This window comes from Streptomyces sp. NPDC006435 (genome assembly GCF_040612315.1).
GTDB lineage: Bacteria > Actinomycetota > Actinomycetes > Streptomycetales > Streptomycetaceae > Streptomyces.
In genome coordinates this window covers 147222-166500 of record NZ_JBEXPY010000002.1, presented here as the reverse complement: position 1 = coordinate 166500, position 19279 = coordinate 147222, and the positions used below count along the sequence as shown (strand labels likewise).

The 19279-nt window shown below is 72.7% G+C and carries 20 protein-coding genes; 14 read left to right on the top strand and 6 right to left on the bottom strand.

Annotated features, from left to right (window positions below; genetic code table 11):
- Window positions 1–19 precede the first annotated feature (19 nt).
- Together ABZZ04_RS02955 and ABZZ04_RS02950 are read left to right on the top strand one after the other, a co-directional pair.
- Entirely contained in the window at window positions 20–388 is a 369-nt protein-coding gene (locus tag ABZZ04_RS02955) for an STAS domain-containing protein (protein WP_356930651.1), read from the top strand.
- A gap of 109 nt (window positions 389–497) precedes the next feature.
- Window positions 498–1019 (top strand): EF-hand domain-containing protein, encoded by a 522-nt coding sequence (locus ABZZ04_RS02950; protein ID WP_356930414.1) that lies wholly within the window; start codon window positions 498–500, stop codon window positions 1017–1019.
- A gap of 48 nt (window positions 1020–1067) precedes the next feature.
- Here the strand turns inward: ABZZ04_RS02950 and ABZZ04_RS02945 are convergent, their stop codons facing one another.
- A complete protein-coding gene (locus tag ABZZ04_RS02945; RefSeq protein WP_356930413.1) occupies window positions 1068–1313 on the bottom strand; it encodes a DUF2283 domain-containing protein in 246 nt (81 codons plus the stop codon).
- 68 nt (window positions 1314–1381) lie between these two features.
- Window positions 1382–2920: an AMP-binding protein gene (locus ABZZ04_RS02940; protein WP_356930412.1), complete on the bottom strand. Its 1539-nt coding sequence runs from the start codon at window positions 2918–2920 to the stop codon at window positions 1382–1384.
- A 147-nt stretch (window positions 2921–3067) separates the two neighbouring features.
- Here ABZZ04_RS02940 and ABZZ04_RS02935 point away from each other — a divergent pair, with 147 nt between their 5' ends.
- From ABZZ04_RS02935 to ABZZ04_RS02905, 7 genes are all read left to right on the top strand, one after another.
- Window positions 3068–4261, top strand: coding sequence for an amidohydrolase family protein (locus ABZZ04_RS02935; RefSeq protein ID WP_356930411.1), 1194 nt, complete (start codon window positions 3068–3070; stop codon window positions 4259–4261).
- A 6-nt stretch (window positions 4262–4267) separates the two neighbouring features.
- Window positions 4268–5419, top strand: coding sequence for an acyl-CoA dehydrogenase (locus ABZZ04_RS02930; RefSeq protein ID WP_356930410.1), 1152 nt, complete (start codon window positions 4268–4270; stop codon window positions 5417–5419).
- 6 nt (window positions 5420–5425) lie between these two features.
- Entirely contained in the window at window positions 5426–6364 is a 939-nt protein-coding gene (locus ABZZ04_RS02925) for an acyl-CoA dehydrogenase family protein (protein WP_356930409.1), read from the top strand.
- A gap of 507 nt (window positions 6365–6871) precedes the next feature.
- Window positions 6872–7471 (top strand): ATP-binding protein, encoded by a 600-nt coding sequence (locus tag ABZZ04_RS02920; RefSeq protein ID WP_356930408.1) that lies wholly within the window; start codon window positions 6872–6874, stop codon window positions 7469–7471.
- A gap of 670 nt (window positions 7472–8141) precedes the next feature.
- The gene (locus ABZZ04_RS02915; RefSeq protein WP_356930407.1) at window positions 8142–8327 is read left to right on the top strand and encodes a DUF5708 family protein; all 186 of its coding nucleotides are present in this window, start codon (window positions 8142–8144) and stop codon (window positions 8325–8327) included.
- A 94-nt stretch (window positions 8328–8421) separates the two neighbouring features.
- Window positions 8422–9669, top strand: a complete 1248-nt coding sequence (locus ABZZ04_RS02910) for a histidine kinase (RefSeq protein WP_356930406.1) — start codon at window positions 8422–8424, stop codon at window positions 9667–9669.
- On the top strand, window positions 9666–10325 hold the full coding sequence (locus ABZZ04_RS02905; protein ID WP_356930405.1) for a response regulator transcription factor: 660 nt from the start codon (window positions 9666–9668) through the stop codon (window positions 10323–10325). The genes ABZZ04_RS02910 and ABZZ04_RS02905 overlap by 4 nt, the downstream gene beginning before the upstream one ends.
- A 60-nt stretch (window positions 10326–10385) precedes the next feature.
- Here ABZZ04_RS02905 and ABZZ04_RS02900 read toward each other — a convergent pair whose 3' ends face one another.
- Entirely contained in the window at window positions 10386–11312 is a 927-nt protein-coding gene (locus tag ABZZ04_RS02900) for a cyclase family protein (RefSeq protein WP_356930404.1), read from the bottom strand.
- An 83-nt stretch (window positions 11313–11395) separates the two neighbouring features.
- Here ABZZ04_RS02900 and ABZZ04_RS02895 point away from each other — a divergent pair, with 83 nt between their 5' ends.
- From ABZZ04_RS02895 to ABZZ04_RS02885, 3 genes are all read left to right on the top strand, one after another.
- Window positions 11396–12310 carry an SDR family oxidoreductase gene (locus tag ABZZ04_RS02895; protein WP_356930403.1) on the top strand — a complete coding sequence of 305 codons (915 nt, stop codon included), beginning with the start codon at window positions 11396–11398 and terminating at the stop codon, window positions 12308–12310.
- A gap of 208 nt (window positions 12311–12518) precedes the next feature.
- Window positions 12519–13715 (top strand): acyl-CoA dehydrogenase family protein, encoded by a 1197-nt coding sequence (locus ABZZ04_RS02890; protein ID WP_356930402.1) that lies wholly within the window; start codon window positions 12519–12521, stop codon window positions 13713–13715.
- A complete protein-coding gene (locus ABZZ04_RS02885) occupies window positions 13712–14761 on the top strand; it encodes a Zn-dependent alcohol dehydrogenase (RefSeq protein ID WP_356930401.1) in 1050 nt (349 codons plus the stop codon). The genes ABZZ04_RS02890 and ABZZ04_RS02885 overlap by 4 nt, the downstream gene beginning before the upstream one ends.
- A 143-nt stretch (window positions 14762–14904) precedes the next feature.
- Here the strand turns inward: ABZZ04_RS02885 and ABZZ04_RS02880 are convergent, their stop codons facing one another.
- A complete protein-coding gene (locus ABZZ04_RS02880; RefSeq protein ID WP_356930400.1) occupies window positions 14905–15906 on the bottom strand; it encodes a helix-turn-helix domain-containing protein in 1002 nt (333 codons plus the stop codon).
- Between the two features lie 226 nt (window positions 15907–16132).
- Here ABZZ04_RS02880 and ABZZ04_RS02875 point away from each other — a divergent pair, with 226 nt between their 5' ends.
- The gene (locus tag ABZZ04_RS02875; protein WP_356930399.1) at window positions 16133–16579 is read left to right on the top strand and encodes a DUF2809 domain-containing protein; all 447 of its coding nucleotides are present in this window, start codon (window positions 16133–16135) and stop codon (window positions 16577–16579) included.
- Here the strand turns inward: ABZZ04_RS02875 and ABZZ04_RS02870 are convergent.
- Complete coding sequence (locus tag ABZZ04_RS02870) at window positions 16530–16940, bottom strand: hypothetical protein (RefSeq protein WP_356930398.1); 411 nt, start codon at window positions 16938–16940, stop codon at window positions 16530–16532. The two genes, ABZZ04_RS02875 and ABZZ04_RS02870, sit on opposite strands and share 50 nt — an antisense overlap.
- A gap of 121 nt (window positions 16941–17061) precedes the next feature.
- Here ABZZ04_RS02870 and ABZZ04_RS02865 point away from each other — a divergent pair, with 121 nt between their 5' ends.
- Complete coding sequence (locus ABZZ04_RS02865) at window positions 17062–18456, top strand: MFS transporter (RefSeq protein WP_356930397.1); 1395 nt, start codon at window positions 17062–17064, stop codon at window positions 18454–18456.
- A gap of 24 nt (window positions 18457–18480) precedes the next feature.
- Here the strand turns inward: ABZZ04_RS02865 and ABZZ04_RS02860 are convergent, their stop codons facing one another.
- On the bottom strand, window positions 18481–19233 hold the full coding sequence (locus ABZZ04_RS02860) for a DUF6585 family protein (RefSeq protein ID WP_356930396.1): 753 nt from the start codon (window positions 19231–19233) through the stop codon (window positions 18481–18483).
- Window positions 19234–19279: the final 46 nt, after the last annotated feature.

The window sequence follows — 19279 nt, the reverse complement described above, 5'->3', positions numbered from 1 at the left end:
GGAACACTCCCGGGAGCCGCTGGAGGTCGTCGGGACCGAGCGGGGCGGGTGGACCGTGCTGCGGGTGCGCGGCGAACTGGACCTGGTGTCGTCGCCCGTCGTGCGGCAGTCCGTCCACGACGCGGTCGCCGTCGGCCGCCACGACGTGGTGCTCGACCTCTCCGAGGTCCTGTTCTGCGACTCCAGCGGCGTCGGCGTGCTGATCGCCTCCCGCCGGCTGATGCGTTCCTGCGGCGGCCGACTGCGGCTGATCCTGCCGGACCGGGGCGCGGAGGAGGGTTCCCACCTCAACCGGGTGCTCGCCGCGCTGGGCGTGCGCCGGCTCTTCGACGTCTACCCCGACCGGGACGCCGCCGTCGACGGCCGGGCCCGACCGCTCTCGGCCTGAGTCCCGCCGGGCGGTCCCCGGCCGGGCGGCCGTGTTCGATGACCGGGTCGTGACGACCACGGGGCGCGCGGGTGACACGTGGAGCCCGCCGACACCGTACGCTCCACGCATGGACAGCGCAGAGTACGAGCGCAAGATCGCTCACCGCTTCGCCGCCTTCGACCAGGACGGCAACGGGTACATCGATCGTGCCGATTTCAACGCCGCCGCGGCCCGGCTGCTAGCCGAGTTCGGCACGACGGCCCGCTGCGACAAGGGCCAGGCGCTCTACACGGGGGCCGAGGCGTTCTGGCAGGGCATGGCGGGCATCGCCGACGTGGACGGGGACCAGCGGGTCACCCGCGAGGAGTTCGTCGGCGGGGCCGTGAAGCGGCTGCGCGACAACCCGGAGCGCTTCGCGGAGATCGCCCGCCCGTTCCTGCGCGCCGCGATCGCCGTGGCGGACGGGGACGGCACGGGCTCCGCGTCCGTGCCCGCCGTGGAACGGGCGCTCGCGGTGCTGGGCGCCGGCGACGGCACGGCGGAACTCGCGGCCCGGGGCCTGGACGCGGACGGGGACGGCCGGGTCGCGGAGCAGGACGCGGTGGCGGCCTTCGCCGCGTACTTCACGGTGATCGCCCCGGACGCGTAGGGCCTTCGCCCTTTCGGGTACGGGGCCGGGCGCGTCGCCCGGCCCCGCTCACCCGTTCCCGGGGTCCAGCCGTTCCGCGGACCGGAGCAGGTACTCGGGCAGCTTCGAACGGGCAGCCAGCACCTCGATGCCGAGGAGGCGGCCCTGTTCGTCGAAGTCGAGGTTGATCATGCCGTCGACGTCGACCGGATCGCAGGCGTACATGTGCGCCGACCGCACGGGGGTCCGCGGTTCGGTGAAGTACACGTACGCCGCGTTCGCGGTGCTGTCGTAGGTGACTCTGAGATCTGCCACGGAGATCGGGCTCCTTCGCTGTCGTCCGTCGCAGATGATGGCACCGTTCCCGCCCGTGCCGCGGGTTCTCAGGCGAACCGTTCCCGCAGGCGGTACTTCAGTACCTTGCGCAGGGTCTCGTTCCGGGGCAGCTCCGTCACCACCTCCAGCCGTTCGGGCAGTTTGTGCACGGCGAGACCGGCCGTCCGCAGGTGGTCGGTGAGTTCGGGCAGGGTCAGCGGCGGGGTGCCGGGGGGCTGTTCGACCACCGCGCAGACGAGTTCGCCGCGGGCCGGGTCGGGCAGGCCGATCACCGCGGCGTCGCCGACGGCGGGGTGCCGGTGCAGCAGGTCCTCTATCTCCTTGGCGGAGATGTTCTCGCCCTTGCGGATGATGATGTCCTTCAGCCGGCCGGTGAGCACCAGGTGGCCGCTCTCCCGGAGGTGGCCGACGTCGCCGGTGATCAGGAAGCCCTCCGCGTCGAACGCCGCGGCGGACGCCCCCGGGTCCAGGTAGCCCCGGCAGACGGCCTCCCCGCGCAGCCGCACCTCGCCGTCCGTGCCGGGCGGCAGCGGGGTGCCGTGCTCGTCGGTGATCCGGATCTCCATGCCGGCCGGCGGGCGGCCCTCCGTCTCGGCGAGGTGTTCCGCGGTGTCCTCCGGGTCGCCCATCGTGATCATGGGGACCTCGGTCATGCCGTAGCCGTGGGTGAGCCGGACGCCCATCTCGCGCACCACCGCGTGGTAGATCTCCGGCGGCTTGGGGGCGCCGCCGCCCGCCAGCAGCCGCAGGGTTGGCACGGGCCTTTCGCCCGGGTCCTTGCGCTGCTCGGTCAGGAACATCGAGTAGAACGCGGTGGACCCGCCCGCGACCGTCACCCCGTGCCGCCGGTACTCCGGCAGGGCGTCCGGCATGGCGAAGTGCTCGAACAGCACCGCGGGGAACCCGTACAGCAGCAGCATCACCGAGTAGTCCGGCCCGGCGACATGGGCGAACGGGAAGGCCATCGAGCCGACGTCGTCCGGCGCCGGCCGCAGCGCGTGGGCCAGGCAGGAGCCGCCCGCGATCAGGCTGCGGTCGGTGTGCAGCACGCCCTTCGGGTCGGAGGTGGTGCCCGAGGTCCAGTAGATCCAGCGCACCGCCGTGCCGTCGTCGGGCGGCGGCGGGAGCACCGACGGATCGCCGTCCGGCAGCGAGTCGTACGCCTCGAACACCACCGGCCCCTCTTTCGCCGCCAGGCGGTCGGCCATCGCCGTGTGGTCGAAGCCGCGCCAGGTGCCCGGTACGGCGAAGAACTCCGCCTCGGACTCGCGCAGCGCGAACCCCACCTCGCGGTCCCGGTAGAAGGGGATGACCGGCGACTGCACCGCCCCGATCCGGGTCAGCGCGAAGGACAGCAGCACCGTCTCGATCCGGGTCGGCAGCTGCCAGGCCACCACGCCGCCGGGGCGCACGCCCAGCCCCCACAGTCCGGCCGCGACCCGTTCGCCGCGCTCGCGCAGCCCGCCGAAGGTCAGCGTGCGGTCGCCCTGGATCAGGAACGGGCGGTCCGGGGTCAGGGCGGCCCGGCGTTCGACGAGTTCCCAGAAGGTGCCCGACGTGCTCAGGGCGTGTGCGGTCTCGGTCACGGCCGACCCCTCTCAAATGCTGACGGGTAGTCAGATCGTGCGGAGAGCGTAGAGCGCCGCGCCTTGTCGGTCCAGGGGTGCGGGGCTAGCCTGAGTGCGACATCGATCTGACGGGTCATCAGAAATGCGTTCGCCGAAGGGGACACCATGACGGAACTGCCTCGGATCGTCAGCGTCGACGACCATGTGATCGAGCCGCCGCACCTCTTCTCGACCTGGCTGCCCGCCAAGTACCGCGAGCGCGGTCCGCAGCCGCTCACCGCGGGCATCGGCGAGCTGGCGTACACCGGCGGCAAGTACGTCATCACGATGGACCCGGACGGGCCGCCCACCGACTGGTGGATCTACGAGGACCTGAAGTTCCCGTACAAGCGCAACATCGCCGCCGTCGGCTTCGACCGCGACGACATGACGCTGGAGGGGATCACCCGGGCGGAGATGCGGCCCGGCTGCTGGGACCCGGCCGAGCGGCTGAAGGACATGGACCTCAACCACGTCGAGGCCAGCCTCTGCTTCCCGACCTTCCCGCGCTTCTGCGGCCAGACCTTCGCGGAGGCCCAGGACAAAGAAGTGGCGCTCGCCTGCGTGCGCGCCTACAACGACTGGATGGTCGAGGAGTGGTGCGGCGACAGCGGCGGCCGGCTCATCCCGCTCTGCATCATCCCGCTCTGGGACATCGACCTGGCCGTCGCCGAGATCCGGCGCAACGCGGCGCGAGGGGTGCGGGCGGTGACCTTCTCCGAGATCCCCACCCACCTCGGGCTGCCCTCGATCCACACCGGCTACTGGGACCCGTTCTTCGCCGTCTGCGAGGAGACCGGCACGGTCGTCAACATGCACATCGGGTCCAGCTCGCAGATGCCCGCCGCCTCGCCGGACGCCCCGCCCGCCGTGCAGGCCAGCCTCTCCTTCAACAACGCCATGGCCTCGATGATGGACTTCCTGTTCAGCGGGGTCCTGGTGCGCTTCCCCCGGCTGAAGCTCGCCTACAGCGAGGGCCAGATGGGCTGGATCCCGTACGCCCTGGAACGCGCCGACGACGTCTGGGAGGAGCACCGGGCGTGGGGCGGGGTGCGCGATCTGATCCCCGAGCCGCCGTCCACGTACTACTACCGGCAGATCTTCTGCTGCTTCTTCCGCGACAAGCACGGCATCGCCTCGCTCGACGTCGTCGGACGCGACAACGCCACCTTCGAGACCGACTACCCGCACGTCGACTCGACCTTCCCGCACACCAGGCAGGTCGCCCTGGACCACGTCGAGGGCCTGGACGACGAGACCGTCTACAAGCTGATGCGCGGCAACGCGATCCGGATGCTCGACCTGGACCTGGACAAGTAGGCGGGCATGGACCTCTCGTACACGCCGGAGGAGGAGGAGTTCCGGGCGCGGCTGCGCGAGTGGCTGGCCACCATGCTCCCCTCGCTGCCGACGAGGCCGCACCCCGACGACTGGCCGGGGCGCCGCGCGTACGACACCGCCTGGCAGCGGATGCTGTACGACGCCGGGTACGCCGGTCTGCACTGGCCCGTCGACGCGGGCGGCCGGGGCGCCACCCCGACCCAGCACCTGATCTTCCTGGAGGAGACGGAGCGGGCCGGGGCCCCGTACGTCGGCGCGAACTTCGTCGGGCTGCTGCACGCCGGCCCGACGATCGCCGCCGAGGGCACCGCGGAGCAACGGGCCCGCTGGCTGCCCCCGGTGCTGCGCGGCGACGAGATCTGGTGCCAGGGGTTCAGCGAGCCCGACGCCGGTTCGGACCTCGCCGCGCTGCGGACCCGGGCGGTGCGCGACGGCGACCACTACGTGGTGAGCGGCAGCAAGATCTGGACCTCGCACGCCGAGGTCGCCGACTGGTGCGAGCTGCTGGTCCGCACCGACCCGGCGGCCCCCCGGCACCGGGGCATCACCTGGCTCGCGATGCCGATGGACGCCCCCGGGGTCACCGTCCGCCCGCTGCGCACCCTCGCCGGCTCCACCGAGTTCGCCGAGATGTTCCTCGACGAGGTGCGGGTGCCGGTCGCCGACCGGGTCGGCGCGGAGAACGACGGCTGGCGGGTCACCATGGTCACGCTCTCCTTCGAGCGCGGCACGGCGTTCGTCGGCGAGGTCGTCGCCTGCCGCCGCACCCTGGACGCCCTGGCCGGCGAGGCACGGGCCAACGGCCGCTGGGACGACCCGGTGCTGCGCCGCCGGCTGGGCCGGCTGAACGCCGAGTTCCGGGCGCTGTGGCGGCTCACCCAGTGGAACGTCAGCGAGGCCGGGCGGGGCGGCGCCGTGGGCACCGGCGGCTCGGTCTTCAAACTGCGCTACTCGCAGGCCCGCCAGGAGCTGTACGAGGCGGCCGCCGAGGTGCTCGGCGCGGACGGCACGGACCTGGACCGGGAATGGGTCCTGGACCGGCTGTCCTCGCTCTCGTACACCATCGCCGCGGGCACCTCGCAGATCCAGCGGAACATCGTCGCCGAGCGGCTGCTCGGCCTGCCGAAGGGGCGCTGACGCGGCATGGACTTCCAGCTCTCGGACGACCAGCGGGCCCTGCGGGCGGGGGTGCGGGAACTGCTCGCCGGACGCTTCGGCAGGGACCGGATGCGGGCCGCCCTCGACGCCGGTGCGGGACTCGACCGGACGCTGTGGCGGGAGCTCGCGCGGGCGGGGTTCTTCGCGCTGCGGCTGCCGGAGGCGGAGGGGGGCGTCGGGCTCGGGCTGCCGGAATCGGTCCTCCTCTTCGAGGAGGCGGGGGCCGCGCTGCTGCCGGGGCCCCTGATCGCCACCCAGCTCGCGGCCGGCGCGGTGAAGGGCGCGGCGGAGGGCGAGGCGGTGGTGACGGTGCGGGAACCGGGCCTGCCGGTGGCACACCTGGACGGGGCCGACGCGCTGCTCGTACTGGGGAGCGAGGGGGCGGGCGTGCTGCGGGACGTCGGCCGGGTGCGGGAGTCCGCCGTTCCCGTACGGTCGCTCGATCCGTTCACACCGCTGCGGCGGGTGACGAATCCTCCGGAGACCGGGGAACAGTTGTCGGACGGGGGGCGGTTACGGGCGGAGGGGGCGCTCCTGGCTGCTGCCGAACAGCTCGGAAGCGCCGCGCGCACGACCGACATGGCCGTTCAACACGCCGGTGAGCGCGAGCAGTTCGGTTCGCCGATCGGGTCCTTCCAGGCGGTCAAACACCTGTGCGCGGAGATGCTGGTCCGCGCCGAGCTCGCCCGTTCCGCCGTGTACGCGGCGGCCGTGACGGCGGACCCGGTGGAGATCGCGGGAGCCAAGCTGCTCGCCGACGAGGCCGCGGTCCGCAACGCCCGCGACTGCCTCCAGGTGCACGGCGGCATGGGCTTCACCTGGGAGTCCGACGTCCATCTCCATCTCAAACGGGCCTGGCTGCGGGCCGGGCAGTGGATGACGGCGGAGGCGGCCGAGGAGGTTCTCGCGGCGGATCTGCGCTGAGGCCGGGCGGTTCCCGCGCGGTCCCGGCGCGGGTGGCCGCGGGCCGCACGGGCCCGGCAGGCCGGGGTGCGAGCTTCACGCTGCGGAGTCACGCAGCGCAGTCGACGGGCGCGGGCCCGGATGCGTGCCCCCTCCATGATTCGTCACGGGACGGAGTCGGCGCCGTGCTCGGGTACGCTCCGATGGATGCGACAGCAACTGGAACCGGGTGATCCGGGGGCGGCCCGTGCGGCGGCCCCGGTCCGCCTCCGGTGCGCTGCTCGTATTTCGCACAGAGGCTCGGGGCCTGCCCGGAAGGCGATTCCGGCACCCCGCTCAGGCTTTTGTTCGACTCCCCGCAACGTGCGTCGCACAGTATGCACCACGCGTACTCCTTCGCGCTGGAATATGCCCGAAGCGCTTGTTGCGGTGACTGTACGTCAACCATGCTGTCTCGTAGGGGAGTCACGTTCCGTGACCCCGAGGAGGCGCGAGGCGATGTGTCCGCCGGTTCGGATGGTGTGAGCGGTGCAGGTGCTTCAGGTTCAGCTGGAAGTCGGGCCGGATCCCGCGGAGGTCGGGCGGGCCCGTAGATGGGCGCGGTCGAGGCTGATCGGGTCCGGGATACGGGACGACGAGCCGCTGGCGGAGACGCTCATCCTGCTGATCTCGGAGCTGGTCACCAACGCGGTGGTCCACACCGGGTGCCCGGCCGTGCTGCGCATGCTGTTCGGTTCGGCGGGCGGGTCCGGGACCGTGCGGGTCGAGGTGGCCGACGCCAGCTGCCGTCCGCCGCAGCAGCGGCACGCCGAGGGCGAGGACACCAACGGCCGGGGCCTGGAGCTGGTCGACGGCCTCGCCGACCGCTGGGGCTGGCAGCCGGAGGGCGCGGGCAAGCGCATCTGGTGCGAGGTGGACCGCGGCGCTCCGGTGATCCAGGTCGTGCCGGTGCACCGGGCCGGACCGGGCGGCCCGTCCACGAGGACCGCACAGGGCGCGCCCGCGAACGCGGGATTCCAGAACGCGCCGGGTGCCCACGGCGCGCTGGGCGCGCACGGGGCCCAGGAAGCGGGCGGCGCGGACCGCTCGGCGTATCAGCCCCCGCGCACCGTCACCCGAGGTGCATAAAGGTTAAAGCAGTGTCCCGGGGCGGGGCCGTGTGCCGTTGTCGAACGGCGGCCGCCGCTGCGGGAACCCGGCCCACGGGGCCGCGGCGGCTGCGGCGAGGGGCCGCGCCGGGCCGCGGCCCTGGCCCCGGTCCTGGCCCCGGCCCCGGTCCTGGCCCCGGCCTGCGGAGAACGTCCGCGTACCCCCGTCCCGACGTGCGTTCCGCCCGGTGAGGGGGTCTCCTCCTTTCGTAGGGTGCCGTACGCGTCCGCCGATGGAAGGATCGAACCGTCGATCGGGGGCGGCGGGGCAGCGGGGCCCGTACGCCCCGTCCGTGGCGCGGACGGGGCCCACATGGATCTCCTGCCGGTCACGGGTGCGGCCGGCGAAGGCGTTCACGTCGTCCTGCCGGGTGATCCCGAACCGGTTGTCGTGGCCGCAGTGCCGGCCCGCGCCCCGGTACCGCTCGGCCCGGCCATTTCCTGCGACGTCGCCATGCGGGTGTCCTGCGGAGGGGCTGGAAGGGATTCACGCCGGGCAAATCGGAGCGAGGAAAGAAAGGGAAGACTCCCCGCCTGTCGGGTGCGGGGGCGGTCGTGCGTCCCGGAGCGGTTGAGGAACCATTTCCTGCCGCGTTCGAGGACGAGGCGCGAAAAGGGAATTCGGCCATCGAGGGGCAGAGGGGTATGAGATGAATCCAACCATGAAGGCGCTGGTCGGCGGCGGTGTCACCTTCGTCGTCGGACTGGTGCTCTGGCAGTTCACCGGAGAAATAGAGACGCCCGTCGTCACCCTGACCAAGCTCGGTGTCGTATTGATGGCGCTGGGTGTGCTGGAGGTGCTGTACGGGCTTTACAAGGGAGCTGTCCGGAGATGAGGGTCGTCCTGTCATTGCACGCCCGGCGCCGATGGTGGAACGGCTCTCGTTTCCGGCCCGAACTCCCCACCGGTCCTTGTGATTTCATGACCGCATGACAGCTCCCGGCGTCTCGCGGAACAGGATTTCCCGCTTCGGGCGGAAGGACGTCCTGCCCGCCGTCGGACTGTTCGTGGTGGGCGCCGCCCTCTACGCCGTCGGCTGGTATCCGTTCTTCCGCGACGTGCACACCCTCGCCCCGTGGGACGTGCCCGTCGGCTGGCGGCTGATCCCGCTCGGCGGTGCCTGCGTCGCCGTGCTGGTCCGCAGGCGGCTGCCGATGTCCGCGCTCGGCGCCGGTCTGTTCCTCGGCGCGATCGACGTGCTGATGGGCTTCAGCATCTCCATGCTGCTGGTGCTGTCGGAGCTGCTCTACAGCGCCACCCTGCACGCCTCCCGGTACGCCTCCCGGATGCTCGTGCGCACCGTCATCGCGCTGATGGTGGCGTTCACGACGGCCCTGCTGTCGGTGGTGCGCGACTGGCAGGTCGTCGTGCTGCTGGTCATGCTGATGCTCACCATCGTGTTCGTCCCGGTCTGGTGGGCGATGACGGTGCGTCAGGAGCGGGACGTGGCGGAGGCGGAGCGGTCCCGGGCGGAGCAGCAGGCCACCATCGCCGAGCTCGACCGGCGCACTGCCGTGGCGGAGGAGCGGGCCCGGATGGCGCGGGAGCTGCACGACGTGATCGCCGGTCACCTCTCCGCCATCGCCATCCAGTCGGACGCGGTGGGGACGATGGGCGAGGACCGGGCGGCCGTCGACGAGGTGCTCCGCACCATCCGGAAGAACAGCGTGGACGCGCTGCGCGAGATGCGGGCCATGATCGAGCTGCTCCGGGGCCAGGACACCGAGGGGGAGCGGGCCTCCCGCACCGCGCCCGCCCGCCTGGCCGAACTGGACGCCCTGCTCGAATCGGCGCGTGCCGCCGGGCTGGACGTCACCGTGACCGCCGGGGCGCAGGACGGTCCGGCGGGCGGCCCGGGGGACGGCCCGCTGCACGGGCTGCCCGCCTCCGTGGACCTGGCCGCCTACCGGATCGTGCAGGAGGCGCTGACCAACGCGGCCAAGCACGCGGCGGGGGCCCGTGCCTGGGTCACCGTGCGCCCCGAGGGCGGCGACCTGTACGTGGAGATCGTCAACGAGCTGGCGGGTGAGGGGATGTCCGGCCTGCCCGGTGCCGGCATCGGCCTGCTCAACATGCACGAGCGCGCGGTGGCGATCGGGGGAACGGTCTCGGCGGAACCGGTCGGCGATCGCTGGCGGGTCCACGCCGTACTCCCGCTGGGAGGAGAGGGAACATGAGTGTGAGGGTTCTGGTCGCCGACGACCACGCGGCGGTGCGGTCGGGTCTGGTGCTCGTACTGGGCCGGGCCGACGGCATCGAGGTGGTCGGCGAGGCCGCCGACGGCAACGGCGCGGTGCGGATGGCGCGGGAGCTGCGGCCCGACGTGGTGCTGATGGACATCCGCATGCCCGGCGGCGGCATCGAGGCCACCCGCGTCCTGGTCTCGGAGGGCGTCTGCCAGGTGCTCGTCCTGACCACCTTCGACCTCGACGAGTACGTCTACGCCGCGCTGCGGGCCGGGGCCGCGGGCTTCCTGATCAAGTCCGTGGAGGCCCTGCGGCTGGTGGAGGCGGTGCGGCTGGTGGCGCGGGGCGACGGCGTGCTGGCGCCGCAGATCACCCGGCGGGTGATTTCGAGGTTCGCCGGTTCCGCCGCTCCCGTGCAGCCCCGGCCCGAAGGGCTGGAGCAGCTCACCGACCGCGAGCGGGACGTGTTCGAGTGCCTGGGCGAGGGGCTGTCGAACCAGCAGATCGCCCGACGGCTCTACATCGGCGAGACGACCGTGAAGTCCCATGTCTCGCACATCCTGGCCAAGTTGGGGCTGCGCTCCCGGGTGCAGGCCGCGATCCTCGTCCAGGAGCGCGGCCCCGGGGGCGGGCAGTCCGCGCGGTGACGGCCCCTCCGTGCGGACCGGTGCGGCCCGGAGCGCGTGGCCGCCCGTGGGGCGTGCCGTTCAGAGGACGGCGACGGGCGCGACCGGGGTGCCGGTCGCGCCCGTGAACGGTTCCGGCATCGCGGAGAGCAGGAAGGCGTACCGCCGCTCCTGCGCACAGGCTGTGGACAACTCCTCCAGGTTCCAGTTCTGGCCCTGGATCATGCCCATCTCGACCAGGTCCAGCGCGTGCACCCCCAGCCACAGGTCGTCGATCTCCGGGGGGAAGATCTCGAAGGTCAGGGTGTCGTTGGCGACGGCCGCGACGTCGCGCGCGTGGAACCACTCGGGCGTACGGACCGAGAGGCCGGGCGACGGGTAGGCGTACGCGCCCCGGTCGCCCGTCAGGAGGACCTGCATCTGCCCGGTCCGTACGAGCACGATGTCGCCCGCCCGGACCCGGACGCCCGCCAGTTCCTCCGCCGCCTCCAGGTCCTCCGGGGTGACGGCGTGGTCGCCGGGCAGCCGGTCCGTGCCGTGCGCGCGGGCCACGTCGAGCAGCACCCCGCGCGAGACGACGTGCGCCGCCTTGTCGATCCCGCCGAACCGGGCGCCCTCGTGCGGGGTGATCGTGTCGGCCGGGCGGCCGTTGTAGATCCTCCCCGAGTGCGAGGCGTGGGTCAGGGCGTCCCAGTGGGTGGCCGTCTGCAGGCTCAGGACCGCCATGTCGTCGCTGGTGGCGACGGTGCCGGGGCCGAAGAGCTCCTGGTTGATCTGGACCATGGTGTGCACCGGGTTGATCCGCCCGGGGACCAGTCCGCTCTGCACGCCGTCCTGCCCGAGGGGGAGGGCGAGCGGGACGCGCAGCCCGCTGCGGACGGTGGCGGCCGCCTCGCGCACGACGGCGTCGGTGATCAGGTTGAGCGTCCCGATCTCGTCGTCGGCGCCCCAGCGGCCCCAGTTGTTGACCCGCCCGGCGATCTCGTGGAACTCGGCCGGCAGTGACACGGTGCCTCCCGGGGCTTGTGCTCGTGGACCTGATGGCCCATAAAATCTAACGGTCCGTCAGAAACCGCGGGAAGGGGCCGGGCGTGGGGAACTTCTTGGCAGGCAAGGTGGTCGCCGTGACGGGGGCCGGGCGCGGCATCGGGCGGGCGGTCGCGCTCGCGGCGGCGGCCGACGGGGCGCGGGTCGTCGTCAACGACTACGGGGTGTCCGTCGGGGGCGGCGAGCCGAGCAGCGAGGTGGCCGAGTCCGTCGTCGAGGAGATCGTGGCGGCGGGCGGCGAGGCGGTGGCCGTGGCCGACGACATCTCCACGATGGCGGGCGGGCAGCGGGTCGTGGACACGGCGCTCACCCGGTACGGGCGCGTCGACGGGGTCGTGTGCGTGGCCGGCATCCTGCGGGAGCGGATGCTGTTCAACATGTCCGAGGAGGAGTGGGACCCGGTGGTCGCCACCCACCTCAAGGGCACCTTCACCGTCTTCCGGGCCGCCTCGGCGGTGATGCGGAAGCAGGAGGGCGGCGGCACGCTGATCGGCTTCACCAGCGGCAACCACCAGGGCAGCGTCGCCCAGGCGAACTACAGCGCCGCGAAGGGCGGGATCATCTCGCTGGTGCGCAGCGCGGCGCTCGGCCTGCACAAGTACGGCGTCACGGCCAACGCCGTCGCCCCGGTCGCCCGGACCCGGATGTCCGCCGGCGTGCCCATGGAGCTCAAGGAGATCGGCGAGCCGGAGGACGTGGCCGCGTTCGTCGTCTACCTGCTCGGCGACCGGGCCCGCAAGGAGGGCATCACCGGCCAGGTGTACACGGTCGCGGGCCCGAAGATCGCGGTCTGGGCCCAGCCGCGGGAGCTGCGGGCGGGTTACGTGGAGGGGGCGTGGACCCCGGAACGGATCGCGGACTTCCTGCCGGGGACGGTGGGCACGGACCCGATGCCGATGCTGGCGCGACTGGAGGAGATGGCCGCCGCGGCGAAGGCCGGGACGAGGCCGAACGCCTGACGGCCCGCTCCCCGAACAGCGACGGAGGCGGCAGTGGTACCGGCGACAACGGCGTTCGTGGCAGCGGAACCGGCGACAACGACGCTCGCGGCAGCGGTATCGGCGGCAACGACGGTCGCGGTGACGGCGGCAAAAGCAGTACCGGCGGCAGCAGCGGAACCGGCACCGGTGACAACGGCGGTACCGGCGGCAACGGCAGGGAGGCACCGTGGACTTCGACTTCGGCCCCGAGGACACCGCGTTCCGCGAGGAGGCCCGCGGCTGGCTGGCGGCGCACCTGGTCGGCGAGTACGCGGCGGCGGCCGGCACCGGCGGCCCCGGCAGCGAGCACGAGGGCTTCGCGGTCCGCCGGGCCTGGGAGCGCGAGCTGGGCCGGGCCGGCTGGATCGGCCTCGGCTGGGACGACCGCGCCACCGGCCACGGCAACCGGCACGCCACCCTCACCCAGCAGGTCGTCTGGGCCGAGGAGTACGCCCGCGCCGCCGCCCCCGCCCGGGTCGGCCACATCGGCGAGAACCTCCTCGCCCCGACCCTGATCGCGCACGGCAGCCCGGAGCAGCGGAGCCGCTTCCTGCCCGCCGTCGCCCGGGGCGAGCAGCTCTGGTGCCAGGGATACAGCGAACCGGGCGCCGGCTCGGACCTCGCCGCGGTGCGGACCGTCGCGGTGCCCGACACCGCCGCCGGCGGCCACCGCGTCACCGGGCAGAAGATCTGGACGTCGCTGGCGCGGGAGGCCGACTGGTGCTTCGTGCTGGCCCGCACCACCCCCGGCTCGCGGCGCCACCACGGACTGTCGTTCCTGCTCGTGCCGATGGACCAGCCGGGCCGGATCGAGGTGCGGCCGATCCGGCAGATGTCCGGGACCAGCGAGTTCAACGAGGTCTTCTTCGACGGGGCGCACGCCGAGGAGTGCGTCGGCGGCGAGGGCAACGGCTGGCGGGTCGCCATGGGGCTGCTCGCCCTGGAACGCGGCGTCTCCACGCTCGTCCAGCAGATCGGGTTCGCCGCCGAGCTCGACCGGGTGGTCCGGGCCGCCGTCGGCAACGGCGCCGTCACCGACCCGGTGCTGCGCGAACGCCTCGTCCGCCAGTGGGCGGAGCTCAGGGCCATGCGCTGGAACGCCCTGTGCACCCTGGGCACCGCGGACGGCCCCGGCGCGCCCAGCGTGGCGAAGCTGCTGTGGGGCGGCTGGCACAGGCGCCTGGGCGAACTGGCCGTGGCGGTCAGGGGTGCGGCGGGCGCCGTCGGTCCGGCCGACTGGTCGGCGAAGGCGCCGTACGAACTCGACGAGGCGCAGCGGCTGTTCCTGTTCAGCCGGTCCGACACCATCTACGGCGGCTCGGACGAGATCCAGCGGAACATCATCGCCGAGCGGGTGCTCGGCCTACCGAGGGAGACGGGATGAGAGGCGTCGTCTTCGACGGCATCCGGACCGAGGTCGTCGACGACCTGGAGATACGCGGGCCGGGCCCCGGCGAGGTGCTGGTGGCGGTGGCCGCGGCCGGACTGTGCCACAGCGACCTGTCCGTGATCGACGGGACGATCCCGTTCCCGGCGCCGGTGGTGCTCGGGCACGAGGGCGCGGGCGTGGTCGAGGCGGTCGGCGCGGGCGTCTCCCACGTGGCGCCCGGCGACCACGTGTCGCTGTCCACGCTCGCCAACTGCGGGGCCTGCGCCCAGTGCGACCGGGGCAGGCCGACCATGTGCCGCAAGGCGATCGGGATGCCGGGGCAGCCTTTCTCCCGGCACGGGAAGCCGCTGTACCAGTTCGCCTCCAACTCGGCCTTCGCCGAACGGACCCTGGTCAGGGCCGTGCAGGCGGTGAGGATCCCGAAGGACCTGCCGCTCGCCTCCGCGGCCCTGATCGGCTGCGGGGTGCTGACGGGGGTCGGCGCCGTGCTCAACCGGGCGAAGGTGGACCGGGGCGACACGGTCGTGGTGATCGGCACCGGCGGCATCGGGCTCAACGTGATCCAGGGCGCCCGGATCGCGGGCGCCCTGACGATCGTCGCCGTCGACAGCAACCCGGAGAAGGAGGAGACCGCCCGGCGGTTCGGCGCCACCCACTTCCTGACGTCGGCCGACGGGGTGCGGGAGATCCTGCCCCACGGCGCCGACCACGCCTTCGAGTGCGTCGGCCGCACGGAACTGATCCGGGCCGCCGTCGACCTGCTGGACCGGCACGGCCAGGCGGTCCTGCTGGGCGTCCCGGCCGCGACGGCCGAGGCCTCGTTCCTCGTCTCGTCGATGTACCTGGACAAGTCGATCCTGGGCTGCCGGTACGGCTCCTCGCGCCCGCAACGGGACATCGCGCTCTACGCGGACCTGTACCGGGAGGGCAGGCTGCTCCTGGACGAACTCGTCACCCGCACCTACCCGGTGGAGGACTTCGCCGGGGCGGCGGACGACGCGCGCAACGGCCGGGTGGCACGGGGCGTGCTGGTGTTCTGACCGCTCGCGGGGACCTTCCGAAGGCTTGGAACGAAGGCCCGGAACGAAGGCCCGGAACTCGTCGAAGGCCCCCGCCGGTCCTCGTACCCGTACGGTCCGGGGCGTCCGGTCCTCGGACCCGTACGGTCCGGAGCTTTCGGACCTCAGACCCGTCCGGCCCGGAACGTGCGCCGGTACACCGTCGGGGACACCCCCAGCGCCGCCTGGAGGTGCTGGCGCAGCGACGTGGACGTGCCGAAGCCCGCGTCCCGCGCCACCTGGTCGATCGACAGGTCCGTCGACTCCAGCAGCTGCCGGGCCCGTTCGACCCGCTGCCGGGTCAGCCACTGGACGGGGCTGACCCCGACCTCCTCCCGGAACCGGCGGGTGAACGTCCGCACGCTCATCGACTCCTGCTGCGCCATGTCGCGCAGCATGATCGGCCGCTCCAGCCGCCCGAGCGCCCAGGTGCGCGCGGTGGTCGTGGTCGCGAACCGGTCGTCGGGCACGGGGCGCCGGATGTACTGCGCCTGCCCGCCGTCCCGGTGCGGGGGCACGACCGTGCGGCGGGCGACGTCGTTGGCGACGGCGGTGCCGTGGTCGCGGCGCACGATGTGCAGGCAGAGGTCGATCCCGGCGGCGACCCCGGCGGAGGTCAGGACGTCCCCGTCGTCGATGAACAGGACGTCCGGATCGACCCGCACCTTCGGGAAGAGCTGCTGGAAGTGGTCGGCGTGCCACCAGTGGGTGGTGGCGGGCCGCCCGTCGAGGTACCCGGCGGCGGCCAGCACGTAGCCGCCCGTGCAGATGGAGACCATCCGGGTGCCCGGCCGGACGTGCGCGAGCGCGGCGGCGAGCTCGTCGGTGAGCCGGCCCTCCGTGTAGACGGGGCCGAGTTCGTAACTGGCGGGGATCACGACCGTGTCGGCGGTGGCCAGGGCCTCCGGGCCGTGCTCGACGGTGATCGTGAAGTCCGCGTCGGTACGGATCGGGCCCGGCGCGCGTGCGGAGCAGGTCACGACCTCGTACAGGCTGCGGCCCTTGTCGTGGGCTTCGAGGCCGAACGAGCGGCCGAAGATCCGCTGCGGGATGCCCAGCTCGAAGGGGAGCAGCCCGTCGAGGGCCAGGACGGCGATCCGGTGCGGCGTGGGTGGCATGGGCGGCATGGGCGGGCTCCCTTCACCTCGTCCTAGCTGGTATAGACCTACTTGGTATAGACCACAAGCCGTTGTGCGTCACTCACGGGAAGACAAGGCCGACGGCGCACCCGTGCATTCCCGGCGCGACGTTCCCGTGCACCCCCCTCGTCACGTTCCCGGGGACGGAACCGGAAGCATGTGCGCCGAGGTCTGCCGAGGGCACGCCGCGGTGGGACGGAAGGGGAGCGGGAAGATGCACGAGGACACGGTGGCGGGGGAGCCCCGCACGGCTCGGCGCGCACGCGCCCGCGCGGTCGCGGCCGGGGGTGCGGGGCTGACCGTCCTCGCCGGGCTGGGGGTCAGGGCGTTCGCGGACGGCGACTTCGCCAAGTACGCCGGGGACGCGCTCTACACCGTGCTGATCTGCGCCCTGGTCGCCGTGATCGCGCCCGGCGCACGGCCGGTCGTCCGGGCAGGGGCGGCCCTGGCGTTCAGCTGGGCGGTGGAGCTGCTGCAGCTGACCGGGGCACCGGCGGACCTCGCCCGCCACAGCGCGGTGGCGCGGCTGGTGCTCGGCTCGACCTTCAACGCGCCCGACCTGTTCTGGTACGCGGTGGGGGCGGGGTTCGCCTGGGCGGTGACGGCCCTGGCTACTTCCCCTTCTCCCGGCTGCGCTCCTCGGACTTCTGCATCTCGATGACCTCGAAGACATGGGCGCTGGTCTGCCTGCGCACACTGCCGGCGACCAGCAGCCCCGCACCGAGGACGGACAGGGGCGCGGAGATCCCCAGCAGGGTCAGCTGCTTCGGTACGTCGCTCTCCACCCTGCACACCGACATGCCCCCGTAGCAGTACGCGCCCTCCGAGTCCGCCAGCAGGAAGCCCAGCCAGACCCACAGGACACAGGCGGCGAGCAGCAGTGCACAGCCCCAGGCCTGCATCAGTGCGGAACGGTGATGGAAGTGCTGACGTGCCGCCCACTGCATGGAATCCCCCGGATCGGCGCGCGACGAGGCCGGCGGGCCCGGCTCGTCGGCCGACTGGCGATCGTACGCGCACACGGCCCCGCCCCACCGGCCCACCCCGTCGGCCGGGAAGGCGACGATCTCGTGGCCCGATTCCTGCGAACCATGTCCCTCCGGCCACTCGTGGCGGTGCGCGCCCGACCGGATGCTGGGTGACGTGACCCAGACAACGGAAAGCCCCGCCGACCGGGACGGCACCAGGGACGGCACCCGGCACCACGGGCGGGACGACGACCGGGACGACGACCGGAACGGTGACCGGCGGACGGCCCTCGACGCTCCCCGCCGCCCCGCCCGCCGGCGTGTCCACCGCGCCTGGATCGTCGCCGTCGTCACCTTCGTGACGATCATCGGCGGCGCCGCCTTCAACTCCCTGCCCGGCCTCCTCATCGACCCGCTCCACACGGAATTCGGCTGGTCGCGGGGGGAGATCGGGCTCGCCGTCTCCATCGACATGGCGCTGTACGGGCTGACCGCGCCGTTCGCCGCCGCGCTGATGGACCGCTTCGGCATCCGCAGGGTGGTCGTCGTCGCGCTCGGCGCGGTGGCGGCCGGGGCGCTGGCCAGTGTCTGGATGACCGCCTCCTGGCAGCTGATGATCTACTGGGGCCTGCTCGTCGGCCTCGGCACCGGCTCCATGGCGCTGGCGTTCTCCGCCACCGTGACCAACCGCTGGTTCGTGGCCCGGCGCGGCCTGGTCACCGGCATCCTCACCGCCGCGGGTGCCTCCGGCCAGCTGGTCTTCCTGCCGCTGTGCGCCTGGATCGTCTCCGAGCACGGCTGGCGCCCGGCCTCGGTGACCGTGGGGCTCGCGGCCCTGGTCGTCGTCCCGTTCGTCTGGCTCCTGCTGCGCGACCACCCGGCCGACGTGGGCCTCGCCCCGTACGGCGGTGTGTACGTGGAGAAGCCCGCGCCCGAACGGGGCGCGGCGGGACGGGCCGTGCGCGTCCTGGTCGACGCGGCGCGCACCGGACCGTTCTGGCTGCTGGCCGGGACGTTCGCGATCTGCGGCGCCTCCACCAACGGCCTGATCCGTACGCACTTCGTGCCCTCGGCCCACGACCACGGCATGCCGATCACCGCCGCGGCCTCGCTGCTCGCCGTCATCGGGATCTTCGACGTCATCGGCACGATCTTCTCCGGCTGGCTCACCGACCGCTTCGACGCCCGCAGGTTGCTCGCCGTCTACTACGCGCTGCGCGGGATCTCGCTGCTCTTCCTGCCGATGCTGATGGCGCCGACGGTGCAGCCGCCGATGGTGTTCTTCATCGTCTTCTACGGCCTGGACTGGGTCGCCACCGTCCCGCCGACGCTGGCCCTGTGCCGGGAGCAGTACGGCAAGGACAGCGCCATCGTCTTCGGCTGGGTCCTCGCCTCCCACCAGGTGGGCGCGGCGCTGGTGGCGTTCCTGGGCGGGGTCGCGCGGGACGCGTTCGGCTCGTACGACGTGGTCTGGTACGCGTCGGGGGCGCTGTGCGCGACGGCGGCGCTGATGGCCCTGGTGATCCGGCGGTCCCGCGAACCGGAGGACGCGGTCGCGGCCGCGGGCTGAACGGCGGGCGGGGCGGTCCGCGTCTCAGGCCGCCCGGCCGTCGGCGGAGAGTTCCCCGGCGACGGCCAGGAAGACGTGGAGGTTCACGACGTCGCTGACCGCGGCGTTGCACCAGACACCGGATCCGGTGGGTCCGCCGGTCCTCGTGACGAGGACCCTGCCCGACGCGATCCGGATCTCCCGGACCTCGGACCAGGGGAGGCGCCCCGTCGTCCTGGCGGTGATGCCGGTACGGGAGAGCGAGAAGTACCCGAAGTCGACCGTCCCGCCCTCCAGGGCCGATTGCAGGGCCATCGGACCCTGGGCGCGCAGGACGCACTGCTGCATGTGGGGTCCCCAGATCTCGGGGCCTTCGTAGAAGTGTGTGATGCTCGCGTTGTCGAGGCCCCGGCCCACCGCGGAGTAGACGTACTCGGTGGGGCCCGGGATGCCGTTGACGATCTTCTGGGTGATGTCCTGGTAGAGCCGCACGGAGTCCCAGCGGATGACGACCGTGCCGTCGCCGGACTGCGGGTTCACGATCAGCCCGTTCTCGAACAGGTGGAGACGCTTGGCGGCCTGCTTCCGGCTGAAGTCCGGTGTCCGGCGCAGCCACCAGAGGAACAGCAGTCCGGGTATCACGAACATCACCAGGAGGTTGAGCGTCGTGAAGACGTAGAGGGCGAAGAGCAGTCTGTTCAGGCGCTTGGGGACGAACGTGGCCTCAAGGGCGCCGAGTCGGTGGGCGGAGGCCAGTTCGACGGTTTCGGGCGACAAGGGTTTCGGTGCTGCTGCCATGGGTTTCTTCCTCGGGTGCGCGGGGGTGTCGGATGCCGGCGGAACG

Bases quoted from the DNA above. Each gene is read 5' to 3' on its own strand.
- ABZZ04_RS02950 (WP_356930414.1), top strand. From the start codon at position 498: ATGGACAGCGCAGAGTACGAGCGCAAGATCGCTCACCGCTTCGCCGCC.
- ABZZ04_RS02935 (WP_356930411.1), top strand. From the start codon at position 3,068: ATGACGGAACTGCCTCGGATCGTCAGCGTCGACGACCATGTGATCGAG.
- ABZZ04_RS02930 (WP_356930410.1), top strand. From the start codon at position 4,268: ATGGACCTCTCGTACACGCCGGAGGAGGAGGAGTTCCGGGCGCGGCTG.
- ABZZ04_RS02925 (WP_356930409.1), top strand. From the start codon at position 5,426: ATGGACTTCCAGCTCTCGGACGACCAGCGGGCCCTGCGGGCGGGGGTG.
- ABZZ04_RS02915 (WP_356930407.1), top strand. From the start codon at position 8,142: ATGAATCCAACCATGAAGGCGCTGGTCGGCGGCGGTGTCACCTTCGTC.
- ABZZ04_RS02910 (WP_356930406.1), top strand. From the start codon at position 8,422: ATGACAGCTCCCGGCGTCTCGCGGAACAGGATTTCCCGCTTCGGGCGG.
- ABZZ04_RS02905 (WP_356930405.1), top strand. From the start codon at position 9,666: ATGAGTGTGAGGGTTCTGGTCGCCGACGACCACGCGGCGGTGCGGTCG.
- ABZZ04_RS02885 (WP_356930401.1), top strand. From the start codon at position 13,712: ATGAGAGGCGTCGTCTTCGACGGCATCCGGACCGAGGTCGTCGACGAC.
- ABZZ04_RS02880 (WP_356930400.1), bottom strand. From the start codon at position 15,906: ATGCCGCCCATGCCACCCACGCCGCACCGGATCGCCGTCCTGGCCCTC.
- ABZZ04_RS02875 (WP_356930399.1), top strand. From the start codon at position 16,133: ATGCACGAGGACACGGTGGCGGGGGAGCCCCGCACGGCTCGGCGCGCA.
- ABZZ04_RS02860 (WP_356930396.1), bottom strand. From the start codon at position 19,233: ATGGCAGCAGCACCGAAACCCTTGTCGCCCGAAACCGTCGAACTGGCC.